Below are 17,826 nucleotides of genomic sequence, written 5' to 3' on the forward strand. Positions count from 1 at the left end.
CACGCCGGCTGTGTGCCAGTCGCGAAGTCGGCGCCAACAGGTTGCCCCCGAGCCGAAGCCGAGCTGGGTTGGCAGATGGTTCCATCGAATGCCGGGCCCGATTCGGAACCGGAAACCGTCCTGGATTCTTCGTTCGCCGCGGTTTCGGCGGCGGGAGCAAAGGTCTGCTGGTAGATCCGGCCTACGCCCTTGATCGTGCCCACGTAGAACGTGTCCTGCGAGCCCAGATAGCCGGGATGGGCGGTTTCGATTTCGCCATGGACTAGATCGTCGTCCTGCTTTCTTTCCAGCGCGGCCACCTGATCGTCGCTCAGCACGATGCCTTTTTCAGCGACCTGCTTCTCCAGCGCCACGAGCCTCAGCTTGAAGGATGACAACTCGTGACGCAGCCCGATCGAGCGAACGCCGGATGGAGATACGAAAATACCGCGTCGGCGTAATTCGTTGCTGACCCGAACCTGTCCGTGGGCCGGCTGCTCGATGGCATAGGCCAGCACGGCGATTTCCGTCGCTTCATCGACGCGATTCTTGGGATTCGGCTTGCGCCGATTGCTGTCGAACAGGGCATCGACGCCGCCCTCAGCCACGGCGTTCTGATAACGATAGAACGCATCGCGCGACAGCCCCATCACCTTGCAGGCTTTCGACACGTTGCCCAGCTCGACGGCCAGATTCAGCAGACCGATCTTGTGGCGGATGACGTTTTGGTTGAGACTACTCACGGGGTTACTCCTTGGCGCTTGCGCGCTGTTTTGATGAAGATTCGCACCTCTATCAAAACGGGTAACCCCACCTCTTTGCAAGGCCTTGCTGTCAGATCAAGTCTGAACTTCTACAACTATGCCAAATTGGTTGTGTGAGCAACCTGTACGAGATGCGCCGCCACGTCGACCTCTTGGCGTCACCTCACGCACCTGATTTACGCGAAAATGCCCATTCCTTCTGAAGAATGGCGTATTGCATTGTGTTTTCATACACGGGCATGCCGAAGCTGTCGTTCCTGAACGATACGAACTCTTTGAAAAGACCTTCCCGCCGCATGCCGAGCCTTTTGCACAATCGCTGTGATGGCAGGTTGGTGTCCTCCACATAGGCATATAACCGACGTGCGGCACGCTCCGTAAAAAGATACTTAACGAGGGCTTCGGCTGCTTCTTGCGCGTACCCCATGCGCCCGAAATGCGGATTGAAGTTCCAGCCAATAGAGAATGTGTCTTCTTCCTGAACGGTAAAAAGATCCCCGATAAGCCTATCGGATTCCTTCAGGCACACCGCGATGTGCTCGTCATTCGCGCTGCGCTTTCTGGCTTCATCCTCAGCAGCCTTCATGTCTTTCAGGGCTAGTGAGTCAAAGCAACTGACGATTGGTTCATGTAGATACTCGAACAGTTGAGCCGCATCTTCTTGGCGAAAGCGCCGCAGCACAAGTCGATGGGTTTCAGTCGTTTTCAAGGCTTTACTCCTGGTAGATGACTCTTTCAAGTCGACCGCTCCTCTGCCTCGCTCCGAGAGAAGATGTCGACTCGGCAGTACATGCGACCGCCGACATGCGTGCACCGTTCCAACGCATCCTGCCGCCAGCAAAACGGCGGTACGGTGTGAAGTTACAGAACGCCGGCCGGTCAGGACGTCCCGCCGCCAAGCGCGCGGTACAGCGTCATCTGGTTGTTGAGTCGGTTCAGGCGCGTCAGTTCGTCGGCGCTTTGTGCGCTCCTCAGCACCTGCTGCTGATCGAGCCACGGCTGTACGGCGGTCGCGCCGGCCGCGAAGCGCGCGGCGGCCAGCCGTTCGGCACGCTGCGCCTGGGCGAGCGACAGCGCGCGCTGTTCGGCCTCGCGTTCGAGCTGCACGCGCGCCGACAGCGCATTCTCGACTTCCGCGAGCGCCGTGTAGAGCCGCTGGCGGAACCCGACGACCGCTTCTTCGTACTGCGACTTCGACACTTTGATCTGCAACCGCATCGTGTTCCACTGGATGAACGGCAGCGCGAGGCCAAGCCCGAGCGTGCCGACCGGGTTCGTCAGCACGCGCACGAGGCTCGTGCTCGTCGTGCCGGCGCTGCCGGTCAGCGTGAAGGTCGGGTAGAAACTCGTGCGCGTTGCGTCGACATGCGCGAGCGATTCGCGCAGCCGGAATTCCGCCGCCCGCAGATCGGGGCGCTGGCCGAGCAGGCTCGCCGGCAGGTCGGCCGCGACGTCGGCCGGTGCGGCGTCGGGCAGTGCCGCGGGCTCGGCCGCGAGCTGCTGCGGCGGCCGGTCGAACAGGATCGCGAGCGCGTGGCGGCTCTCGGCGCGCTGCTGGATCAGTTGCGTCTGCGCCGCGCGTTGCGCGGCGAGGCTCTGTTCGGCCTGCGCGAGATCGAGCCCCGACACGGCGCCGGCCGTGTGCCGCGACCGGACGAGCGCGAGCGTGCGCACCGCATACGCGATGTTCGCGTCGCCGAGCGCGATCTGCCGGTTCAGATAGCCGATCTGCCAGTACAGCGCCGCGGTCGTGCCGATCAGCGACAGCCGTGCGGCTTCGAGATCGGCGGCCGTCGCGTCGGCTTCCCAGTGCGCGGCATCGCGCAGCGCGGCCAGCCGGCCCCACAGGTCGATTTCGTAGCTGAGCGAACCGTTGAGGCCGCTCGATCGGCTCGTCCGGTGCGTATCGAGCGTGCGCGACACGGCGCCGTTCGCGCCGAGCGTCACGTTCGGCGTGAGGTTCGTATCGACGAACCCGGCCTGCAACTGCGCGCGATACACGCGGATCGCGGCGATCGCGAGGTCGTTGTTGGCGCGCAGCGCGTCGTCGATCAGCGCGTCGAGTTGCGGATCGCCGAAGCTTCGCCACCAGTCGCGCGTGGCGGCAGGCGCGTCGGCCGTGACCGGCGCGGCCCAGTTCGCGGGCATCGCAACGGCCGGCAGCGGATCGTGGCGCGCACCCGCGCAGCCGGCGAGCAGCGTGGCCGCGCAGGCGAATGCGCCGAGGCGGCGAAGCGGGAAGGAATATGTGATGGCCATGTTTCGTCAGTCGCGCGCGAGCGCATCGATCGGATCGAGCCGCGATGCGTTGCGTGCGGGCATGAACCCGAAAATCACACCGGTGAGCGTCGAGCACACGAACGCGGTCTCGATCGCGCCGGCCGAGAACACCATCGTCCACTGCGCGACGAACATCGAGAACAGCACACCGAGTCCGAACGACAGCGCGATGCCGATCGTGCCGCCGAGCAGGCACACGAGCACGGCCTCGACGAGGAACTGCTGCAGGATGTCTGACTGGCGCGCGCCGACCGCCATCCGGATGCCGATCTCGCGCGTGCGTTCGGTCACCGACACCAGCATGATGTTCATCACGCCGATCCCGCCGACGACGAGCGAGATCACCGCAATCAGCGACAGCAGCAGCGTCAGTGACTGGCCGGTCTTCTCGACGGTCTTGACCACGCTGTCCATGTTGTACGTGAAGAAGTCCTTGCGGCCGTGGCGCTGCATCATCAGTTTCTCGAGGCATTTCTCGGCAGCGGCGCTCGGCTGCCCGTCGCGAACGCGCACGATGATGCTGTCGAAATAGCGCTGGCCGAACAGGCGCCCGCTGGCGGTCGTGTACGGCACCCACACGTTCAGGCTTTTCACGCTGCCGAATGCGCTTTTCTTGTCGGCGGTCACGCCGATCACGACGCACGGCACGTTGTCGACCAGGATCACTTCGCCGACCGGATCGCGCGTCGCGCCAAACAGCTTGCGGCGCGTGTTCTGGTCGATCACGGCTACCTGCGTCTGCCGGCGCACCGCGTCGTCGTCGAACGCGACGCCGAGCGCGAAGCGCATTCCGCGCGCCTGGAAATAGCTTTCGCCGACGCCGCTCACGAGCGCGGTCACATTGACGTTGCGGAAGCGCAGCAGCAGCGTGCGCGACGTTTCCGGCGTCGCGCTGTCGACGTACGGCTGCTCCGCGAGCGCGGCGACGTCGGCGGGCACGAGCGTCTGGATCGTATCCGCGTGGCTGTCGCCCCAGTCGGCACCCGGATAGAGGCTGATCGTATTGGTGCCGATGCTGCCGATCTCCTCGAGCATGTGGCGCTTCGCGCCTTCGCCGACCGCGACGATCGACACGACCGACGTGATGCCGATGATGATGCCGAGCATTGTCAGCAGCGTGCGCAGCCGGTGCGACACGAGCGCGGTCCACGCCATCCGGCATGCCTCGGCGAAGCGGCCGGTGCCGGCGGCGAAGCGCGGGGCCCGCGGACCGGGACCGGTGTCGGCGGGCGGCGGTGCATCGTGCGGCACGGGCGAGGAAGGCGTTTCAGCTACTTTGGCTTCGCCGATCCCGACTTCCGCGAGCGCCTCCGCGTAGTGGCCGTTCGGCCGGTCGGCGACGATCTCGCCGTCGCTGATCTCGATGATGCGCCGCGCATGGCGCGCCACGGCCTTGTCGTGCGTGACGATCACGATCGTATGACCGAGCGCGTTCAGCTCGTGCAGGATGCGGATCACGTCCTGGCCGCTTTTCGTGTCGAGCGCGCCGGTCGGTTCGTCGGCAAGGATCACTTGGCCGCCGTTCATCAGCGCGCGCGCAATGCTCACGCGCTGCTGCTGGCCGCCGGACAGTTGCCCGGGCCGGTGATGCGTTCGATCCACGAGCCCGAGGCGTGCGAGCAACGCGCGGGCGCGTGCATGCCGCTCGGCGCGCGGGGTGCCCGCGTAGATCGCTGGCATTTCGAGGTTCGCGATCGCGTCGACATGCGGCAGCAGGTGATAGCGCTGGAACACGAAGCCGAAGTGCTCGCGGCGCAACTGCGCGAGCTCGTCGCTGTCGAGCATGTGTGTGTCGCGGCCGCCGACCGTGTAGGTACCTTCGCTCGGATGATCGAGGCAGCCGAGGATGTTCATCAGCGTCGATTTGCCGGACCCCGACGCACCGACGATCGCGACGATCTCGCCCGCGTCGATCGACAGGTTGACGTTGTTCAGGACGACGACGTCCTTGTCGCCGGCCGGAAAGCGTCGCGTGACGGCGGCGAGTTTCAGCAGGGGCTGGCACATCGTTACACCAAGTCCGACAGCGGCGCGCGCTCGTCCGCCGACGCTTCGCCGATCACGACGTGCTCGCCGTCCTTCAGGCCGGCCAGCACTTCGACGCGCACGTTGTTGTTGATGCCGACGCGGACATGGCGCGTTTCCGTGCTGCCGTCCGCGCGCAGTACGCGCACTGCCACGGTGCCGTCCTTGCGCTTCTCGCCGAGCGCGGCGGACGGGATGATCAGCGCGTTGCGCGCGTTGCCGAGCACGATGTTGACCTGCGCGGTCATCGCGATGCGCAGCCGGTGCTCGGGATTCGGCACGTCGAACAGCGCGTTGTAGAACACCGCGCTGTTCGGCTTCGCGCCGCCACCCGCGCCGCCGCCGAGCGGGCTTTGCGCTTCGGCGTAGTTCTGCGGCGCCGGTTCGATCGCGCGCAGCTTGCCGTAGTGACGCTTGTCCGGTTCGCCGAGGATCGTGAAATAGGCGCTCTGGCCGGCGCTCACGCGGATCACGTCGGCTTCCGACACCTGCGCCTTCACGGTCATCGTGTCGAGATTCGCGAGCTTCAATATGACCGGCACCTGCTGCTGCGCGATCACGGTCTGCCCTTCCTGCGTGACGATCGCGACGACTTCGCCGTCGATCGGCGCGACGATGCGCGTGTAGCCTAGGTTGGCCTGCGCGGTTTCAATCTGGATGCGGGCCGAACGGATCTGCGCGGTGAGCGACGCGAGCGTCGCTCGCTGCACGTCGAGCGCCGCACGCGCGGCTTCGAACGATTCGCGCGACGTCGCATCGTCGGGCAGCATCGCCTGCTGGCGACGGAACGCGAGTTCGGCCTGGGTCAACTGCGCGGCGGTCGATTGCTGCTGCGCGCGCAGGCTTTCTTCGCTCGCGCGCGCCTGGCGCAGCGCGTTTTCCGAGATCACAGGGTCGATCTCGGCGAGCCACTGGCCTTTCGTGACCTTGTCGCCTAGCTTGACCTTGAGCGTCTTCAACTGCCCCGACACCTGCGCGCCGACGTCAACCTGCTTGAATGCCTGCAGCGCGCCGGTCGCGAGCACCGCGTTCTCGAGATCGCCGCGCGTGACGAGCGCGGACAGGTACTGCGGATGCTTGTCGGGCGCGCAGGCCTTCAGCGTGACGCCGACTGCGATCGCGACGACGGCAAGGGTAGCCAGTACGATGCGCCGGCGACGATGGGGCTTCTGGGTCATGAGAATGCAGCGAGGATGAAGCGGGCGCCGGCGATGCGTGCGGCCGAACGGAACGATCCGGTTGGCGTCGCATGTCGGGTGTGTTGCCCGCGACGGCATCCGCGTACGCATCGCGCGGGCGTGCCGGGCCGAATCAGGCACCCATGGTAAGCGAGGAATTCGCGCCGATTCGTGTGGAAATTGTGCTGAATTGTGCAGCGAGATACAGCGGCATCTCAATGCCCGGGAGACGCACGCCGGCAGCGACCGAGTCTCGATTGACCCGAGTCCCGGCTGGTGGCCGGCGGCACTTTCGGTCAAGACCTTCAGCCATCGGTTTCGAGTATGCGCGCCGAGCACGAGCTCCTGGCCGGCGACCGGCACTTCGCCGGCCAGGAGCTCGCTGCTTGCGGCGCCAACCGCCAGCGCTCGATAACGGCGATCGGATGCACAACGGTCAGGATCTCTAGCTGCCGTGAAGTGCCTGGAGCGCAGCGACGTCTGATCGTTCTCGCCACTGCCGCAGCCTGCCTCAACCTTCGCGGTTGTTATTTGTGAACTGCAAATGGATCATCTCCCCTGCGAGACAGTCTGAGAGATTTTTCCCCATAAATCACATGCAATTCATTTCCCACGCCTTTAAACATGCCAACAGGATTAATGAAAACACCGTCGACTTTGTTGTCGATGTAGTATTCCTTGATGGACTCTTCTTTTTCTAGAGTCCATACGTAAACCTTTTTTATGATTCCATTTTTGTCGCGCAATTCCGACCCGCGCCTGATCGATTCGGAGACTGCCTTGAGGCCTGCCACGAAGATGCCGTTGCCGTACCAGACATTTTTGCAGTTTATTTCCTTGAAGAAGGATTCAACTTTTTCCGGCTCGCTACTCTCATCGATGGCGATGCCTTCGTTACCGTCTAGATTTTTTGATATCTCACTAAATGCAGATCTATTTTTATACTCAGATATTGAAAAAACAAAATTTATTGGCCATCCATGGCTTGTGAGTTTTTTCCTGATGATTTCACGGGTTTTTACTAGGATTTTGCTACTTTTTTCACCCCCAATGTCGGAGACAAATTTGCAATCAAAAATTATCAAATCAAATTCATTTGGATATGAATTCATGACTTCTTTTGTGTCATCCAGCCAAGCCTCAAGGCTAAATCCGGATGCGTGGTCGTGACTTACATACATAGTCTCGCCTTCGCTGTCATATTTCAAGTCGCATTCAATTGCATTGCATCCGGAGTGAATTGAAAGGGCTACGTCGTACTTATCATTACATTTATGCGCGATCGCGTAAACTGGACGAGCATTGCTTTCCGGAAATGGATAGCCTTGCAGCGAGACAGAAGCGTCGGAGGTTTTCGGGGGGATGATGCGCATTTCCGGACTTCCATTTTCTTTTTCGATGCGGCAAACCACATGTCCGCCATCCTCATAGTCCTCGGAGTATAGGTCGCAATAAAAATTTACCTTGCACATCCAGATTTTATCATCCACCTCAAACTTGACGATCCAATAATCATGACCAATACTTTTGCCGTGAATTCGGAATCTGGCATCAAATGCACCCAATTCCTCACCTTCTTTTATTTCCGGAAAAGTCGCCCGATCAAAAATCTCGCCAGCATAAGTGTGTGATAGCGAAACATTTCCAATCGACGATCCCCACCTATTTTCGATTATTACATTGAGAGAAACCTCTTTCTGCGGCTTTGTCGCATTGATGAGATGATTGGGTAAAAGGGCTGCGTCTTTGATGGTTTTCTCAACGTCATGCCACGCCTTTTTAAGCGAATCAATGATGGACATTATTTTCTCCGAAAAAATTGGCAGCAGACAATGTTGCCGCGCAAGAAATACTAGTTCATTGCGACTTCTTTTCGGCGATTTAAATTAATTTAATTGTTTTACAAAACAATGTTGTGGATTTTTCGAGTTAATGTGACGCGATGCTGGAGCCTGCTATGCACTTTCAAAAATACCGGGCGGCGCGCGAGAGCATCAGGGAGACAAAGACGACGAAGTGCAAGCCGGCCAGCGTTTCAGGCAGACGCTCGTAATCACGCGCCGGCCTGCGAAAGCGATTGAGCCAGCCGAAGCTGCGCTCGACCACCCAGTGTCGTGGCAAAAGCACGAAGCCTTTCCTTGCCTCGGGTAGTTTGACGACCTGCAGCTCGATGCCTTCGGCGCTCGCGGCTGCCGCCGCATCCTTGCCGGTGTAGCGCTTGGTCCGCGGAAGCGAGTTTCACCGCTTTGCCCGTCGCTTGCTGGACTTGTTGCGCCAGTTCCTGAACCTGGGCGCGCTCCTGCTCGTCGGCTGGCGTGATGTAGAGGCCAACAGATATCCCAATGTATCGACAGCGATATGCGTTTTGCTGCCACGCTTGCGTTTGTAGCCATCGTATCCTGCACACGGATCGCTCTCACATGTGGACTGAAGCGCGCTTCCGTCGAGAATGACAGCGCTGGGCTGGCCCTGACGCGCTTGCGCAACGCGAATGATCGAGCGCAGATCGTCGGTCATCGATAACGCTTCGGTACGGTCATCGTTTTTCCATTCACTTTCGACCCTGGTGGGCCAGAAAAGTGCATAACACGCTACAAGGGCTTCCCCGTTGAGCACAAGCTCAATCGAGGTTCGCTGTTGATACATGCTGCAATGCCGCGCCGGTGCGGGTGAGAAGGTGAAGGACTGCGGTTCTACAACCGGTCGTGTTGGGCCAATGGCCCGGACCGTGATGAAAGATGCGTGCAGGGACCTCATCCTCTAGCCGGGAATGGATATCCCCGCCGTGTTAGCCAGGTACGCCCGCGCGGGTCCAACCCGCTTCACATCACCGCTGGCAGTGCAAAGTGATCGTCTCCAGGTGCTCATGATGTCCGTGCTCGCGTCCAGGCATTGGTAGATCGACAGGCTCGAATCGAACTCAGTCTGCCGCAGGTTCAAGCTTAAAGTTCTCGCCATATTTCAACGAGGCCCGGGCCAATCTCGCGTTCTTTACGGCAATCGCGACGGCGGCTCGCCAGTAGCCGCGGCGCTCGACCAGGGCTCTGACCCACCGGCTGATGCGATCCTGTTTATCGCCGAGACCGGCAAATAACGGCGCGGGCGCCGTTGACCGGCAGGCCACGCAGATAGGCCTCGCCTGCCTTCGTGATACTGCCCAGCCGCACCTTGCCGCCCCTGCTGTATTGACCGGGCGTGAGTCCGATCCAGGCTGCTACCTGTCGGCCGTTTCTGAAATCGTGCCCGGCGCCGATACTGGCGAGTAACGCACTGGCCGCGGTTGCGCCAATGCCGCGCAACCGCATCAGCCTCTTGCTGCGCGCAACCTCACGCGCGATCTCGGTGATCGCATGGTCGTGGTCGAGCAGGCGTTCACCGATATGGCCGGCATGCTTGAGCAGATCGCTGATGCTACGCTTCGCCCAGCCTGGCAATGTGTCCAGATGTTCCTGATGTACCTGCGCAACTTCTCCGGACTCTGTGGCAGCACTACACCGAATTCCGAGAGCAGGCCTCGCAACCGGTCGTAGGTCGCGGTCCGCTCTTCAACGAAGCCTTGTCGTGTTCGATGCAGGCAAAGCGTCACCTGCCGAGGTTCGTCCTTCAGCGGCACGAAACACATGCTCGGACGCGCCACCGCTTCGCAGATCGCAGCAGCATCCACTGCGTCGTTCTTGCCGCGCTTGCCCGACATGCGACAAGGCGCGAACAGATTGGGCGCCATGAGCTTGACCGTATGGCGGTGCTGCTGGAGCAGGCGTGCCCAGTGATGCGCACCGGAGCGGGCCGCCATGCCGATGGGGCACGCTGGCAGCTGCGCAATCAACGTCGCCAGTTGATCGCGCGGAACACGAGGCTTGATCAGCCTCGCTTTACCGGTCTCGTCCACACCGTGAACGGCGAACGCATTCTTGGCAAGATCGATTTCGATAGTGACAATAGGCATGAACTTCCCTCTCGCTGGTGTCGATGAACGTTCGCAACTTCATCTTGGCACACTGATGCCGACTCGCGGCTTCCGCCGCAGCCTCGGGACGGGGAAGTCCCTTTCCTTCTCTAGACGTTCGCGACGCGGAAATCGGCCGCCACGCAGCCCGTCAGCACGCGATCGACGTTGGGCAGGTCGTTGCCGTCGAGCTTCTCGACGATCGCCGCCTCGCTCATGCCGTAGCCGTGCCAGCGCGCCGAGAGCCGCTCGACCAGCACCGCGCGCGGCACCTGCAGCATCACGGTGAGATCGAAGAAGGCGCGCAGCGGCGCCCAGGCCGGATCGTCGAGCAGCAGGTAGTTGCCCTCCACCACCACGATGCGCGCGCCGGCCGGGATGATCGCCGCGCCGGCGCGGGCGATCTCGATCGAGCGGTCGAACACCGGCACCGCGATCTCGCGGCCGTCGTCGGCCTTCAGGCGCGCCAGCATGGCGCCCAGCCCGTCGATGTCGAAGGTATGCGGCGCGCCCTTGCGCGGGCGGTCGCCGCGCGCCTCCAGCACGCGATCGTCGTAGTGGAAGCCGTCCATCGCCAGCAGCGCGGCGCGACCCGGCGCCGGCGCGTCCAGCGCCTCGCGCAGGCGCTCGGCGAAGCTGCTCTTGCCCGCGCCGGGCGGCCCGGCCACCGCCACGATGCGGCGCGCGGCCGGATCGGCATCGGCCAGCGCCGCCACCAGCGCCGCGAAATCGACGTCGCGCGTCACGCTCATGGCAGGCGGCTCCGCTCGGCCTGCTTGAGCGCTTCCTGGGCCGACTTGAGTTGGGCGCGCGTGTACATCAGCGCGTGCGAGGCGAGGTCGCGCCCGTCTTCCCAGAGGTTGCGCCAGATCGCGAGGATCCCCTCCAGCGGCTGTCCGACCACGCGCGAGGAAAAGCTCTCGAAGGTGATCGGCCCGGTGTAGCCCGAGAACACCAGCGCGCGGAACACTTCCGCGAAGTCGATGCTGCCCGAGCCCAGGTAACCGCGATGCGAATCGCCGGTATGGAAATAGCCCAGATGCGCGCCGGTTTCGCGTATCGCCGTCATCACGTCGGATTCCTCGATGTTCATGTGGTAGGTATCCAGATGCACCAACACGTTCGGCCGGCCGATCCGCTCGCAGAGCTCGACGCCCTGCGAGGCCGTGTTCAGCACGTTCGACTCGTAGCGGTTGACCACCTCGAGGCCGAGCATGATGCCGCCCGCCTCGGCCGTCTGCGCCACCTGCGCGAGGATCTCGACCGACATCGCGACGCCGGCCGGGGTGGTCGGCACGAAGTTCTTCTGGAATGCGGAGTAGAGGATACCGCAGACATGCTTCGCGCCGCACTCGTGCGCCACGCGGATCGCGGCCTCGAGCTTGCGCTTGCCGCGCGCGGCCTTCTCCGGGTCGCCGCTGGAGATGTCGGAATCGGCATCGAGCCCCAGCGAGAAGCTGCAGCCGATGCCGGCGCGCTCCAGCTCGCGGCGCGTGAAGGCGGTATCGATCGAGGCCGGATCGAGCGCCGGGATCTCGATGAAGTCGAAACCCACCTCGGCCGTGTTCGCGATCGCGCGCGCGGCTTCCTCGTGGCTCCAGCCGGCCTCCCAGACCAGTGCATGTACGCCCAGCTTGTTCATTCGCTCTCCTTGTGTCGACGGGATGCGGGCGCGGCCACCGGAGATCGGGGCCCGCGCTCGCGGATGAGGGATGGCAGCCCGCCTTGCGCCCAGGCCCAGCGGGCCAGCATCACGGCGAGCAGGAAGGCGCCCCACAGGGCGGTGGCCAGGTGCTGGTTGGCGCCCAGCAGGTTCAGGCCCGAGGCGATCACCTGCAGGATCACCAGCGCGATCACCACCGGCACCACCCGGCCGAAGCCGCCGAACGGATCGACCCGGCCGAGGAAGCAGGCCAGCACCGAGATCAGCAGGAAGGCTTCGCCGTGGCCGACGCGCACCGAGTTGAAGCTGCAAAGCATCACCACCCCGGCCACCCCGCACATCAGGCCCGAGAGCAGGTAGATGCGGGTGATCGCGCGCGCCGTGGCGATGCCCGAGTAGCGTGTGGCCTCCAGGTTCGAGCCGACCATGCGGGTGGTGAAACCGAGCCGCAAGCGCGTCATCACCACGTGCCAGGCCAGCGCGCAGGCGATGAAGATCCACAGCGGCACCGGCACGCCGAGCCACAGCCCGTTGCCGAGGTAGCGCACCGAATGCGGGAAGCCGGAAATGTCGCCGCCGCGCGTGAGGAATTCGCCCAGGCCGCGCAGGAAGATCATCGCCGACAGCGACACCAGGATCGGGCTCGCGCCGGTGTAGGCGATGATCGCGCCGATCATCGCGCCGGCCGCGGCGCCCGTGGCCAGCGCCGCGAGGATGCCGAGCAGCACCACGCCGAGGCTGGCGTCGGCGCCGCCGTGCGACTGGATCACCCAGGCCATCGCCAGGCCCGCCATGTTGGCGGTGAAGGTGGCGGCCAGGTTGAAGCCGCCCGAGATCAGCGGCATCAGCATGGCCAGCGCGAACAGGCCCAGCTCGGGCAACTGGTACGCGATCGACTGGAAGGTGCCGGCCGTCAGGAAACGGTCCGAGGCGAGGCTCATGCCGATCACCACCACCGCCAGGAAGCCCAGCAGGCCGGCCACGTCGGCCGGCACGCGGAACACGGACGAAGTACGGGATTGCGACGTGTTCATGAGCCCACCTTGGCGCGAGAAGCCGCGACACGCGTGCCGACCAGGCGCGCGGCGCCCTCGCTGGACAGCGTGATCGCGATCAGGATCACCGCGCCGACGATCATCTTGTACGCATACGAGGAAATGCCGAGCAGGTTCAGGCCGTTGGCCGTGACCGACACCAGCAGGATGCCGAGGATCGCGCCGAGCACCGTGCCGCGCCCGCCGCCCAGGCGCGCGCCGCCCAGCACCACGGCCGCCAGCACCTCCAGCTCGCGCCCGTAGAGCGCGTTGGGCACCACCTCCTGCACGTAGTGCGCCTGCATCAGGCCGGCCACGCCGCTCATCATGCCGAGCCAGCCGTAGGCGAGGTAGTGCATGCGGCCGATGCGGATGCCCACGCGCCGCGCCGCCTCCGGGTTGTCGCCGGTGGCATAGAGCTGGCGGCCCGCCGTGGTCCGGCGCAGCAGGAACCAGGTGGCCGCCACGCAGGCCGCCATCACCGCCACCGGCAGCGACAGCGTGGCCACCCCGCTGGACGTGCTCAGTTGCAGCAGCGAGACGCGGTTCATCCACCAGTCGGGCAGGTCGTAGATCGACACGCCGCCGGTGACGAACATCAGTCCGCCGAAGAACAGGTTGAAGGTGGCGATGGTCACCACGATCGAGACGATCCGGAAGCGGTAGATGATGGTCGCGTTGAACGCGCCGAGCAGGAAGCCGAAGCCGAGCGAGGCCGCGAAGCCGAGCGCCCAGTTGCCGCCGCCGAGGTGGCTCACGGCCAGCGCGGTCAGGTACTGCGTGACCGAGGCGCCCACCGCGAAGGAGATGTCGATGCCGCCGGCGATCAGCACCACCAGCAGGCCGACCGCGAAGATGATGTTGACCGCGCTCTGGTTGAGCAGGTCGAACAGGTTGGACAGCGTCAGGAAGGTCGAGGTGGTGAGGCCGAGGCCGATCGCCATCACGGCGAGCACGGCGATCAGCAGCGCCTCGATCGAGCCGATCCCGGTCTTGCGCAGCAGCTCATGCATGGACGTCTCGCTCGATATGGTCGATCGGAACCGCGCCCGGCACGTACTCGGCGACGAGACGGCCATCGCGCATGTGCAGGATCCGATCGGCGTTGAAATAGACCTCGGGGATCTCGTCGGAGATCAGCAGGATCGCCATGCCCGCCTGCGCCAGCTCGCGGATGATGGCGAAGATGCCGGCGCGCGCGCCGACGTCCACGCCCACCGTCGGCGAGTCGAGGATCAGCACCTTCGGGCTGGTGGCCAGCCACTTGGCCAGCACCACGCGCTGCTGGTTGCCGCCCGACAGCGTCGAGACCGGATCGTCGGGATGGCCGATCTTCACCGCCAGGCGGCGGATCCAGTCGCGCACCAGGGCCTCGCGCCGGCCCGGCGAGATCAGCCGCGCGCCGTCGAGCAGTTCGTCGAGCACGGCGATGCAGGTGTTGTCGCCGATCGACTGCGGCTGCACCAGGCCGAGCTGCAGCCGATCCTCCGAGACGTAGGCGATGCCGGCGCCGATCGCGTCGCGGTTCGAGCGCAGCGCGAGCGCGCGCCCTTCCAGCTCGATCGCGCCCGACTCGGGCCGCGTCATGCCGAACAGCGAAAGCGCCAGCTCGGTGCGCCCGGCGCCGAGCCGCCCGGTCAGGCCGAGGATCTCGCCGCGGCGGATCTCGAGGGAGATCTCACGGTACTCGCGCCCGCGCGTGAGCCGCTCGACGCGCAGCACCACCGGCGCGGCCGACAGGTCGACGTCGCGCACCGCGTAGTCGAGGCTGCGGCCCGTCATCAGCTCGCCGAGCCGCGTCTGCGTCATGCCGGCGGTCGGGAAGGTGCCGACCTGGCGGCCGTCGCGCATCACCGTCACGCGCGTGCACACCGCCAGCACCTCGGCCAGCCGGTGGCTGACGAACACCACCGCGATGCCGTCGGCCGACAGGCGCCGCACGATCGCCAGCAGCGCCTCGGTCTCGGCGTGGCTCAGCGAAGCGGTCGGCTCGTCCATGAACACCAGCCGCGCCTCGGCCACCAGGGCCCGCGCGATCGCCACGATCTGCCGCTGCGCGATCGACAGCTTGCGCACCGGGCGCTCCAGGTCGAGCTCGACGCCGAGCCGCGCCAGGATGCGGCGCGCCGAGGCCTGCATGCGGCCGTAGTCGACCCAGCGCAGCCGCTCGCCGAGGTTCTGCTCGAAGGCGATGTTCTCGGCCACCGTCATCTCGGGAAACAGCGCGAGGTCCTGCCAGATCACCTGGATGCCGAGCCGGCGCGCGCCGGCCGGATCGAGCGCCTCGACCGGCTCGCCGTCGAAGCGCATCCGCGAGCCCGGCTCGGGCTGGTAGACGCCGCTGACGATCTTGATCAGGGTGCTCTTGCCGCAGCCGTTCTCGCCGGCCAGGCACAGCACCTCGCCCGGCAGCACCTCGAAGCTCACCTGCTGCAGCGCCTTCACGCCGCCGAAGGTCTTCGAGACGTTCTCCAGTTGCAGCAGCGGCGGGGCCAGCGCGGCGGCGGGCACCGTGCCGGTGGCGGCCGCGGCCTGCCCGGGGGAAGCTGGATTCATGGCACGAATCTCCAGTACAGGATGCGCGCGCGAGGCGGGGCCGCCCCGCGCGCCGTCACACTTCAGAGGCCGAGCTTGGCGAGATCGTCGACGGTCTTGTCGTTGAGATCGACCAGCTGGTCGACGATCAGGTTGTGGCCGCTCGGGTGCACCACGCCGAGGCCCGGGATCGTCATGCCGTCCTGGATCGGCTGGCCCTTGGCGACCATCGTGCCGAGCGTGACGAACACCTCGCCGGCCTGCTCCGGATTCCACATGTAGCCGCCGGTGAGCACGCCGTCATGCACCAGGCGCCGGCCCTGCCCCGGCGAGAACGGCCCCAGCACGATCACCTTGCCCTTCTGCTCGCGCTCGGCCACCGCGCGCGCCGCGCCGATCGGGCCCTGGCTGCCGAAGGCCAGGATCGCGCGCAGGTTCGGGTGGGCGCGCATCAGGTCCAGCGCGGTCTGGCGCGAGGCGTCGACGTTCTCGGCCACGCCGTAGCGGTCGCCCACCAGGGTCATGCCCGGCGCGTTGGCCTTCAGCCAGGCGATCGCCGCGTCGGCCCAGGCGTTGTGCAGCGGCACCGTCAGCGAGCCGACGAACACCGCGTACTCGCCCTTGCCGCCCACCAGGGCGGCGAGCCGCTTGGCATAGGCCTCGCCGAAACCCTTGGCCGAGGCCAGCTCGAAATCCCAGTCGGCGTTCTTCTGCTGCGGCGACTCGTGCGTGATCACCTTGATGCCGGCCGCGCGCGCGCGCTGCAGCACCGGCTCGAGCACCTGCGCGTCGTTCGGCACCACGCCGATCACGTCGACGTGCTGGGCGATCAGGTCCTCGATGGCGCGCACCTGCAGGGCCGGGTCGGCGCTGGTCGGGCCCACCATGAAGGCCTTCACGCCGAGCTGGTCGGCGCGCTTCTTGATGCCGGCCTCCATCGCGTTGAACCAGGGAATCCCGCCCACCTTCACCACCACGCCGATCACCGGCTTGTCCGGCGAGGCGAGCGCCAAGCCCGTCGCCAGCGCGAATGCCGTCATGCCCACGCAGAACCTGCGCATCAGCTTGCCCACCATGTCTCCTCCCGTTCCAGTGAGGGCCGCTGCCGTGCCGAGGCGCCGGCAAGCGGCGTTCTTACAGTTCGCTTTTTGCTGCTAAATCCATTCAGCAGAAAAAGTTCGTGTATGCTGAATCCATTCAGCGCCAACGGGAAGCATGGGAAAACCCTGATAATGGCAAGCGGAGCGGCCCGCCCTCGCCCCGCCAGGATTCCGAGGCAGGCGCGCACGGGACGACCAATGAACTCCACATCCAGCGGCAAGAAATCGACCATCTACGACATCGCGCGGGCCACCGGCTCGTCGACCTCGACGGTCAGCATGGTGCTGAACGGCAACTGGGCGCGCTACCGCATCAAGGAGGACACCGCGCGCCGCATCCTCGAGTGCGCGCGCGCGCTCGGCTACCACGTCAACCAGAGCGCGCGGGGGCTGCGGCTGTCGCGCTCGGGGCTGGCCGGGATGATCATTCCGCACTACCGCAACCGCTTCTTCGCGGGGCTGGCCGAGACCTTCGAGGAGCGCGCCAAGGGCCGCGCGCTGTGCCCGATCGTGGTGGGCACCAAGCGCGATCCGGAGGTGGAGCTGAACGTGACCCGAACCCTGCTGTCGCAGCGCGTCGAGCTGCTGTTCATCGCCGGGGTACGCGATCCGGGGCCGCTCAACGCGCTGTGCGCCGATGCCGGCGTGCCCTCGGTCAATCTCGACCTGCCCGGCGAGGGCGCGCCCTCGGTGGTGTCGGACAACCGCCAGGGCGCCAGCACCCTGGCCGGCATGCTGCTCGACAAGATGCTCGCGCGCGGCGCGGTGCCCGAGGAACTGATCCTGCTGGGCGGGATCGCCCACGAATACGCCACCGAGATGCGGATCGCCGGCTTTCGCGACGCCTTCGCGGCGCGCGGCCTGCCGGCCCCGGCCGAGGATGCGATCGAGTGCTGCGGCTACGGCCCGGCCGCCACGCGCGAGGCGCTGGCGCGGCGCGTGGCGCGGCTCGGCCGCTTGCCGGCCGGCATGCTGATGAACTCGATCACCGCCTTCGAGGGGCTGGTGCAATACGCTGCCGACCTGCCGCTGGCCGAATGGCAGCGCGCCGTGGTCGGCTGTTTCGACTGGGATCCGTTCGCGGTGCACCTGCCCTTCGACGTGACGATGCTGCGCCAGGACGTGCAGACCATGATGTCGGAGGCCTTCGCGCTGGTGGACCGCGCCGCGGCCGAGGGCATCGCCGGCGGGCCGCATCCGCGCATCGTGGTGCCGACCCGCTTCGGCGAGCGCTTCGACACCAACGATGCCGAACCGCGCGTCGATCCGGACCTGTCCTGAGGCGCACCGCCGGGGCGCGCCGACCGCTGTCCGGCCGGCTC

General features: G+C 65.2%; 15 protein-coding genes and 2 pseudogenes. 1 reads left to right on the plus strand and 16 read right to left on the minus strand.

Translation table 11 applies throughout. The annotated features are described in order from the left end of the window. From FB600_RS31000 to FB600_RS31070, 16 genes and pseudogenes are all read right to left on the minus strand, one after another. The coding region (locus tag FB600_RS31000; protein WP_261383521.1) for a transposase at positions 1-126 on the minus strand (126 nt) is incomplete at its 3' end. A gap of 32 nt (positions 127-158) precedes the next feature. Beyond that, positions 159-722: pseudogene (locus FB600_RS31005) on the minus strand (helix-turn-helix domain-containing protein); the annotation flags it as partial. A 184-nt stretch (positions 723-906) separates the two neighbouring features. Beyond that, positions 907-1,452 (minus strand): GNAT family N-acetyltransferase, encoded by a 546-nt coding sequence (locus FB600_RS31010; protein ID WP_098183224.1) that lies wholly within the window; start codon positions 1,450-1,452, stop codon positions 907-909. Between the two features lie 170 nt (positions 1,453-1,622). Beyond that, positions 1,623-3,002: an efflux transporter outer membrane subunit gene (locus FB600_RS31015; RefSeq protein ID WP_145757921.1), complete on the minus strand. Its 1,380-nt coding sequence runs from the start codon at positions 3,000-3,002 to the stop codon at positions 1,623-1,625. 6 nt (positions 3,003-3,008) lie between these two features. Further along, positions 3,009-5,030 carry a MacB family efflux pump subunit gene (locus FB600_RS31020; RefSeq protein WP_145757922.1) on the minus strand — a complete coding sequence of 674 codons (2,022 nt, stop codon included), beginning with the start codon at positions 5,028-5,030 and terminating at the stop codon, positions 3,009-3,011. Between the two features lie 2 nt (positions 5,031-5,032). Continuing rightward, a complete protein-coding gene (locus FB600_RS31025) occupies positions 5,033-6,226 on the minus strand; it encodes an efflux RND transporter periplasmic adaptor subunit (protein WP_145757951.1) in 1,194 nt (397 codons plus the stop codon). Between the two features lie 527 nt (positions 6,227-6,753). Continuing rightward, positions 6,754-8,028 carry a hypothetical protein gene (locus FB600_RS31030; protein WP_145757923.1) on the minus strand — a complete coding sequence of 425 codons (1,275 nt, stop codon included), beginning with the start codon at positions 8,026-8,028 and terminating at the stop codon, positions 6,754-6,756. A 163-nt stretch (positions 8,029-8,191) separates the two neighbouring features. Further along, a pseudogene (locus FB600_RS31035) lies at positions 8,192-8,746 on the minus strand (transposase); the annotation flags it as partial. Positions 8,747-9,297: 551 nt separating this feature from the next. Then, positions 9,298-9,531: a transposase gene (locus FB600_RS37930; protein WP_261383509.1), complete on the minus strand. Its 234-nt coding sequence runs from the start codon at positions 9,529-9,531 to the stop codon at positions 9,298-9,300. Continuing rightward, positions 9,531-10,172: an IS110 family transposase gene (locus FB600_RS37935; RefSeq protein WP_261383510.1), complete on the minus strand. Its 642-nt coding sequence runs from the start codon at positions 10,170-10,172 to the stop codon at positions 9,531-9,533. Before FB600_RS37935 ends, FB600_RS37930 begins: the two co-directional genes overlap by 1 nt. Before the next feature lie 110 nt (positions 10,173-10,282). Beyond that, on the minus strand, positions 10,283-10,924 hold the full coding sequence (locus tag FB600_RS31045) for a nucleoside/nucleotide kinase family protein (RefSeq protein ID WP_145757924.1): 642 nt from the start codon (positions 10,922-10,924) through the stop codon (positions 10,283-10,285). Further along, positions 10,921-11,814, minus strand: a complete 894-nt coding sequence (locus FB600_RS31050; RefSeq protein WP_013690930.1) for a sugar phosphate isomerase/epimerase family protein — start codon at positions 11,812-11,814, stop codon at positions 10,921-10,923. Before FB600_RS31050 ends, FB600_RS31045 begins: the two co-directional genes overlap by 4 nt. Then, the gene (locus FB600_RS31055) at positions 11,811-12,869 is read right to left on the minus strand and encodes an ABC transporter permease (RefSeq protein WP_145757925.1); all 1,059 of its coding nucleotides are present in this window, start codon (positions 12,867-12,869) and stop codon (positions 11,811-11,813) included. The genes FB600_RS31050 and FB600_RS31055 overlap by 4 nt, the downstream gene beginning before the upstream one ends. Further along, on the minus strand, positions 12,866-13,882 hold the full coding sequence (locus tag FB600_RS31060; protein ID WP_098152907.1) for an ABC transporter permease: 1,017 nt from the start codon (positions 13,880-13,882) through the stop codon (positions 12,866-12,868). The genes FB600_RS31055 and FB600_RS31060 overlap by 4 nt, the downstream gene beginning before the upstream one ends. Then, positions 13,875-15,425 (minus strand): sugar ABC transporter ATP-binding protein, encoded by a 1,551-nt coding sequence (locus tag FB600_RS31065; RefSeq protein ID WP_145757926.1) that lies wholly within the window; start codon positions 15,423-15,425, stop codon positions 13,875-13,877. The genes FB600_RS31060 and FB600_RS31065 overlap by 8 nt, the downstream gene beginning before the upstream one ends. Positions 15,426-15,487: 62 nt before the next feature. Further along, positions 15,488-16,480 carry a substrate-binding domain-containing protein gene (locus FB600_RS31070; protein ID WP_145757927.1) on the minus strand — a complete coding sequence of 331 codons (993 nt, stop codon included), beginning with the start codon at positions 16,478-16,480 and terminating at the stop codon, positions 15,488-15,490. A gap of 222 nt (positions 16,481-16,702) precedes the next feature. Here FB600_RS31070 and FB600_RS31075 point away from each other — a divergent pair, with 222 nt between their 5' ends. After that, positions 16,703-17,785 carry a LacI family DNA-binding transcriptional regulator gene (locus tag FB600_RS31075; protein WP_036055712.1) on the plus strand — a complete coding sequence of 361 codons (1,083 nt, stop codon included), beginning with the start codon at positions 16,703-16,705 and terminating at the stop codon, positions 17,783-17,785. Positions 17,786-17,826: the final 41 nt, after the last annotated feature.

The organism is Burkholderia sp. SJZ089 (assembly GCF_007828315.1).
GTDB lineage: Bacteria > Pseudomonadota > Gammaproteobacteria > Burkholderiales > Burkholderiaceae > Burkholderia > Burkholderia gladioli.

Excerpts from the sequence above, each read along its gene's own strand:
- FB600_RS31015 (WP_145757921.1), bottom strand. The coding sequence starts at position 3,002 with ATGGCCATCACATATTCCTTCCCGCTTCGCCGCCTCGGCGCATTCGCC.
- FB600_RS31020 (WP_145757922.1), bottom strand. The coding sequence starts at position 5,030 with ATGTGCCAGCCCCTGCTGAAACTCGCCGCCGTCACGCGACGCTTTCCG.
- FB600_RS31025 (WP_145757951.1), bottom strand. The coding sequence starts at position 6,226 with ATGACCCAGAAGCCCCATCGTCGCCGGCGCATCGTACTGGCTACCCTT.
- FB600_RS31030 (WP_145757923.1), bottom strand. The coding sequence starts at position 8,028 with ATGTCCATCATTGATTCGCTTAAAAAGGCGTGGCATGACGTTGAGAAA.
- FB600_RS37930 (WP_261383509.1), bottom strand. The coding sequence starts at position 9,531 with ATGCGGTTGCGCGGCATTGGCGCAACCGCGGCCAGTGCGTTACTCGCC.
- FB600_RS37935 (WP_261383510.1), bottom strand. The coding sequence starts at position 10,172 with ATGCCTATTGTCACTATCGAAATCGATCTTGCCAAGAATGCGTTCGCC.
- FB600_RS31045 (WP_145757924.1), bottom strand. The coding sequence starts at position 10,924 with ATGAGCGTGACGCGCGACGTCGATTTCGCGGCGCTGGTGGCGGCGCTG.
- FB600_RS31050 (WP_013690930.1), bottom strand. The coding sequence starts at position 11,814 with ATGAACAAGCTGGGCGTACATGCACTGGTCTGGGAGGCCGGCTGGAGC.
- FB600_RS31055 (WP_145757925.1), bottom strand. The coding sequence starts at position 12,869 with ATGAACACGTCGCAATCCCGTACTTCGTCCGTGTTCCGCGTGCCGGCC.
- FB600_RS31060 (WP_098152907.1), bottom strand. The coding sequence starts at position 13,882 with ATGCATGAGCTGCTGCGCAAGACCGGGATCGGCTCGATCGAGGCGCTG.
- FB600_RS31065 (WP_145757926.1), bottom strand. The coding sequence starts at position 15,425 with ATGAATCCAGCTTCCCCCGGGCAGGCCGCGGCCGCCACCGGCACGGTG.
- FB600_RS31070 (WP_145757927.1), bottom strand. The coding sequence starts at position 16,480 with ATGGTGGGCAAGCTGATGCGCAGGTTCTGCGTGGGCATGACGGCATTC.
- FB600_RS31075 (WP_036055712.1), top strand. The coding sequence starts at position 16,703 with ATGAACTCCACATCCAGCGGCAAGAAATCGACCATCTACGACATCGCG.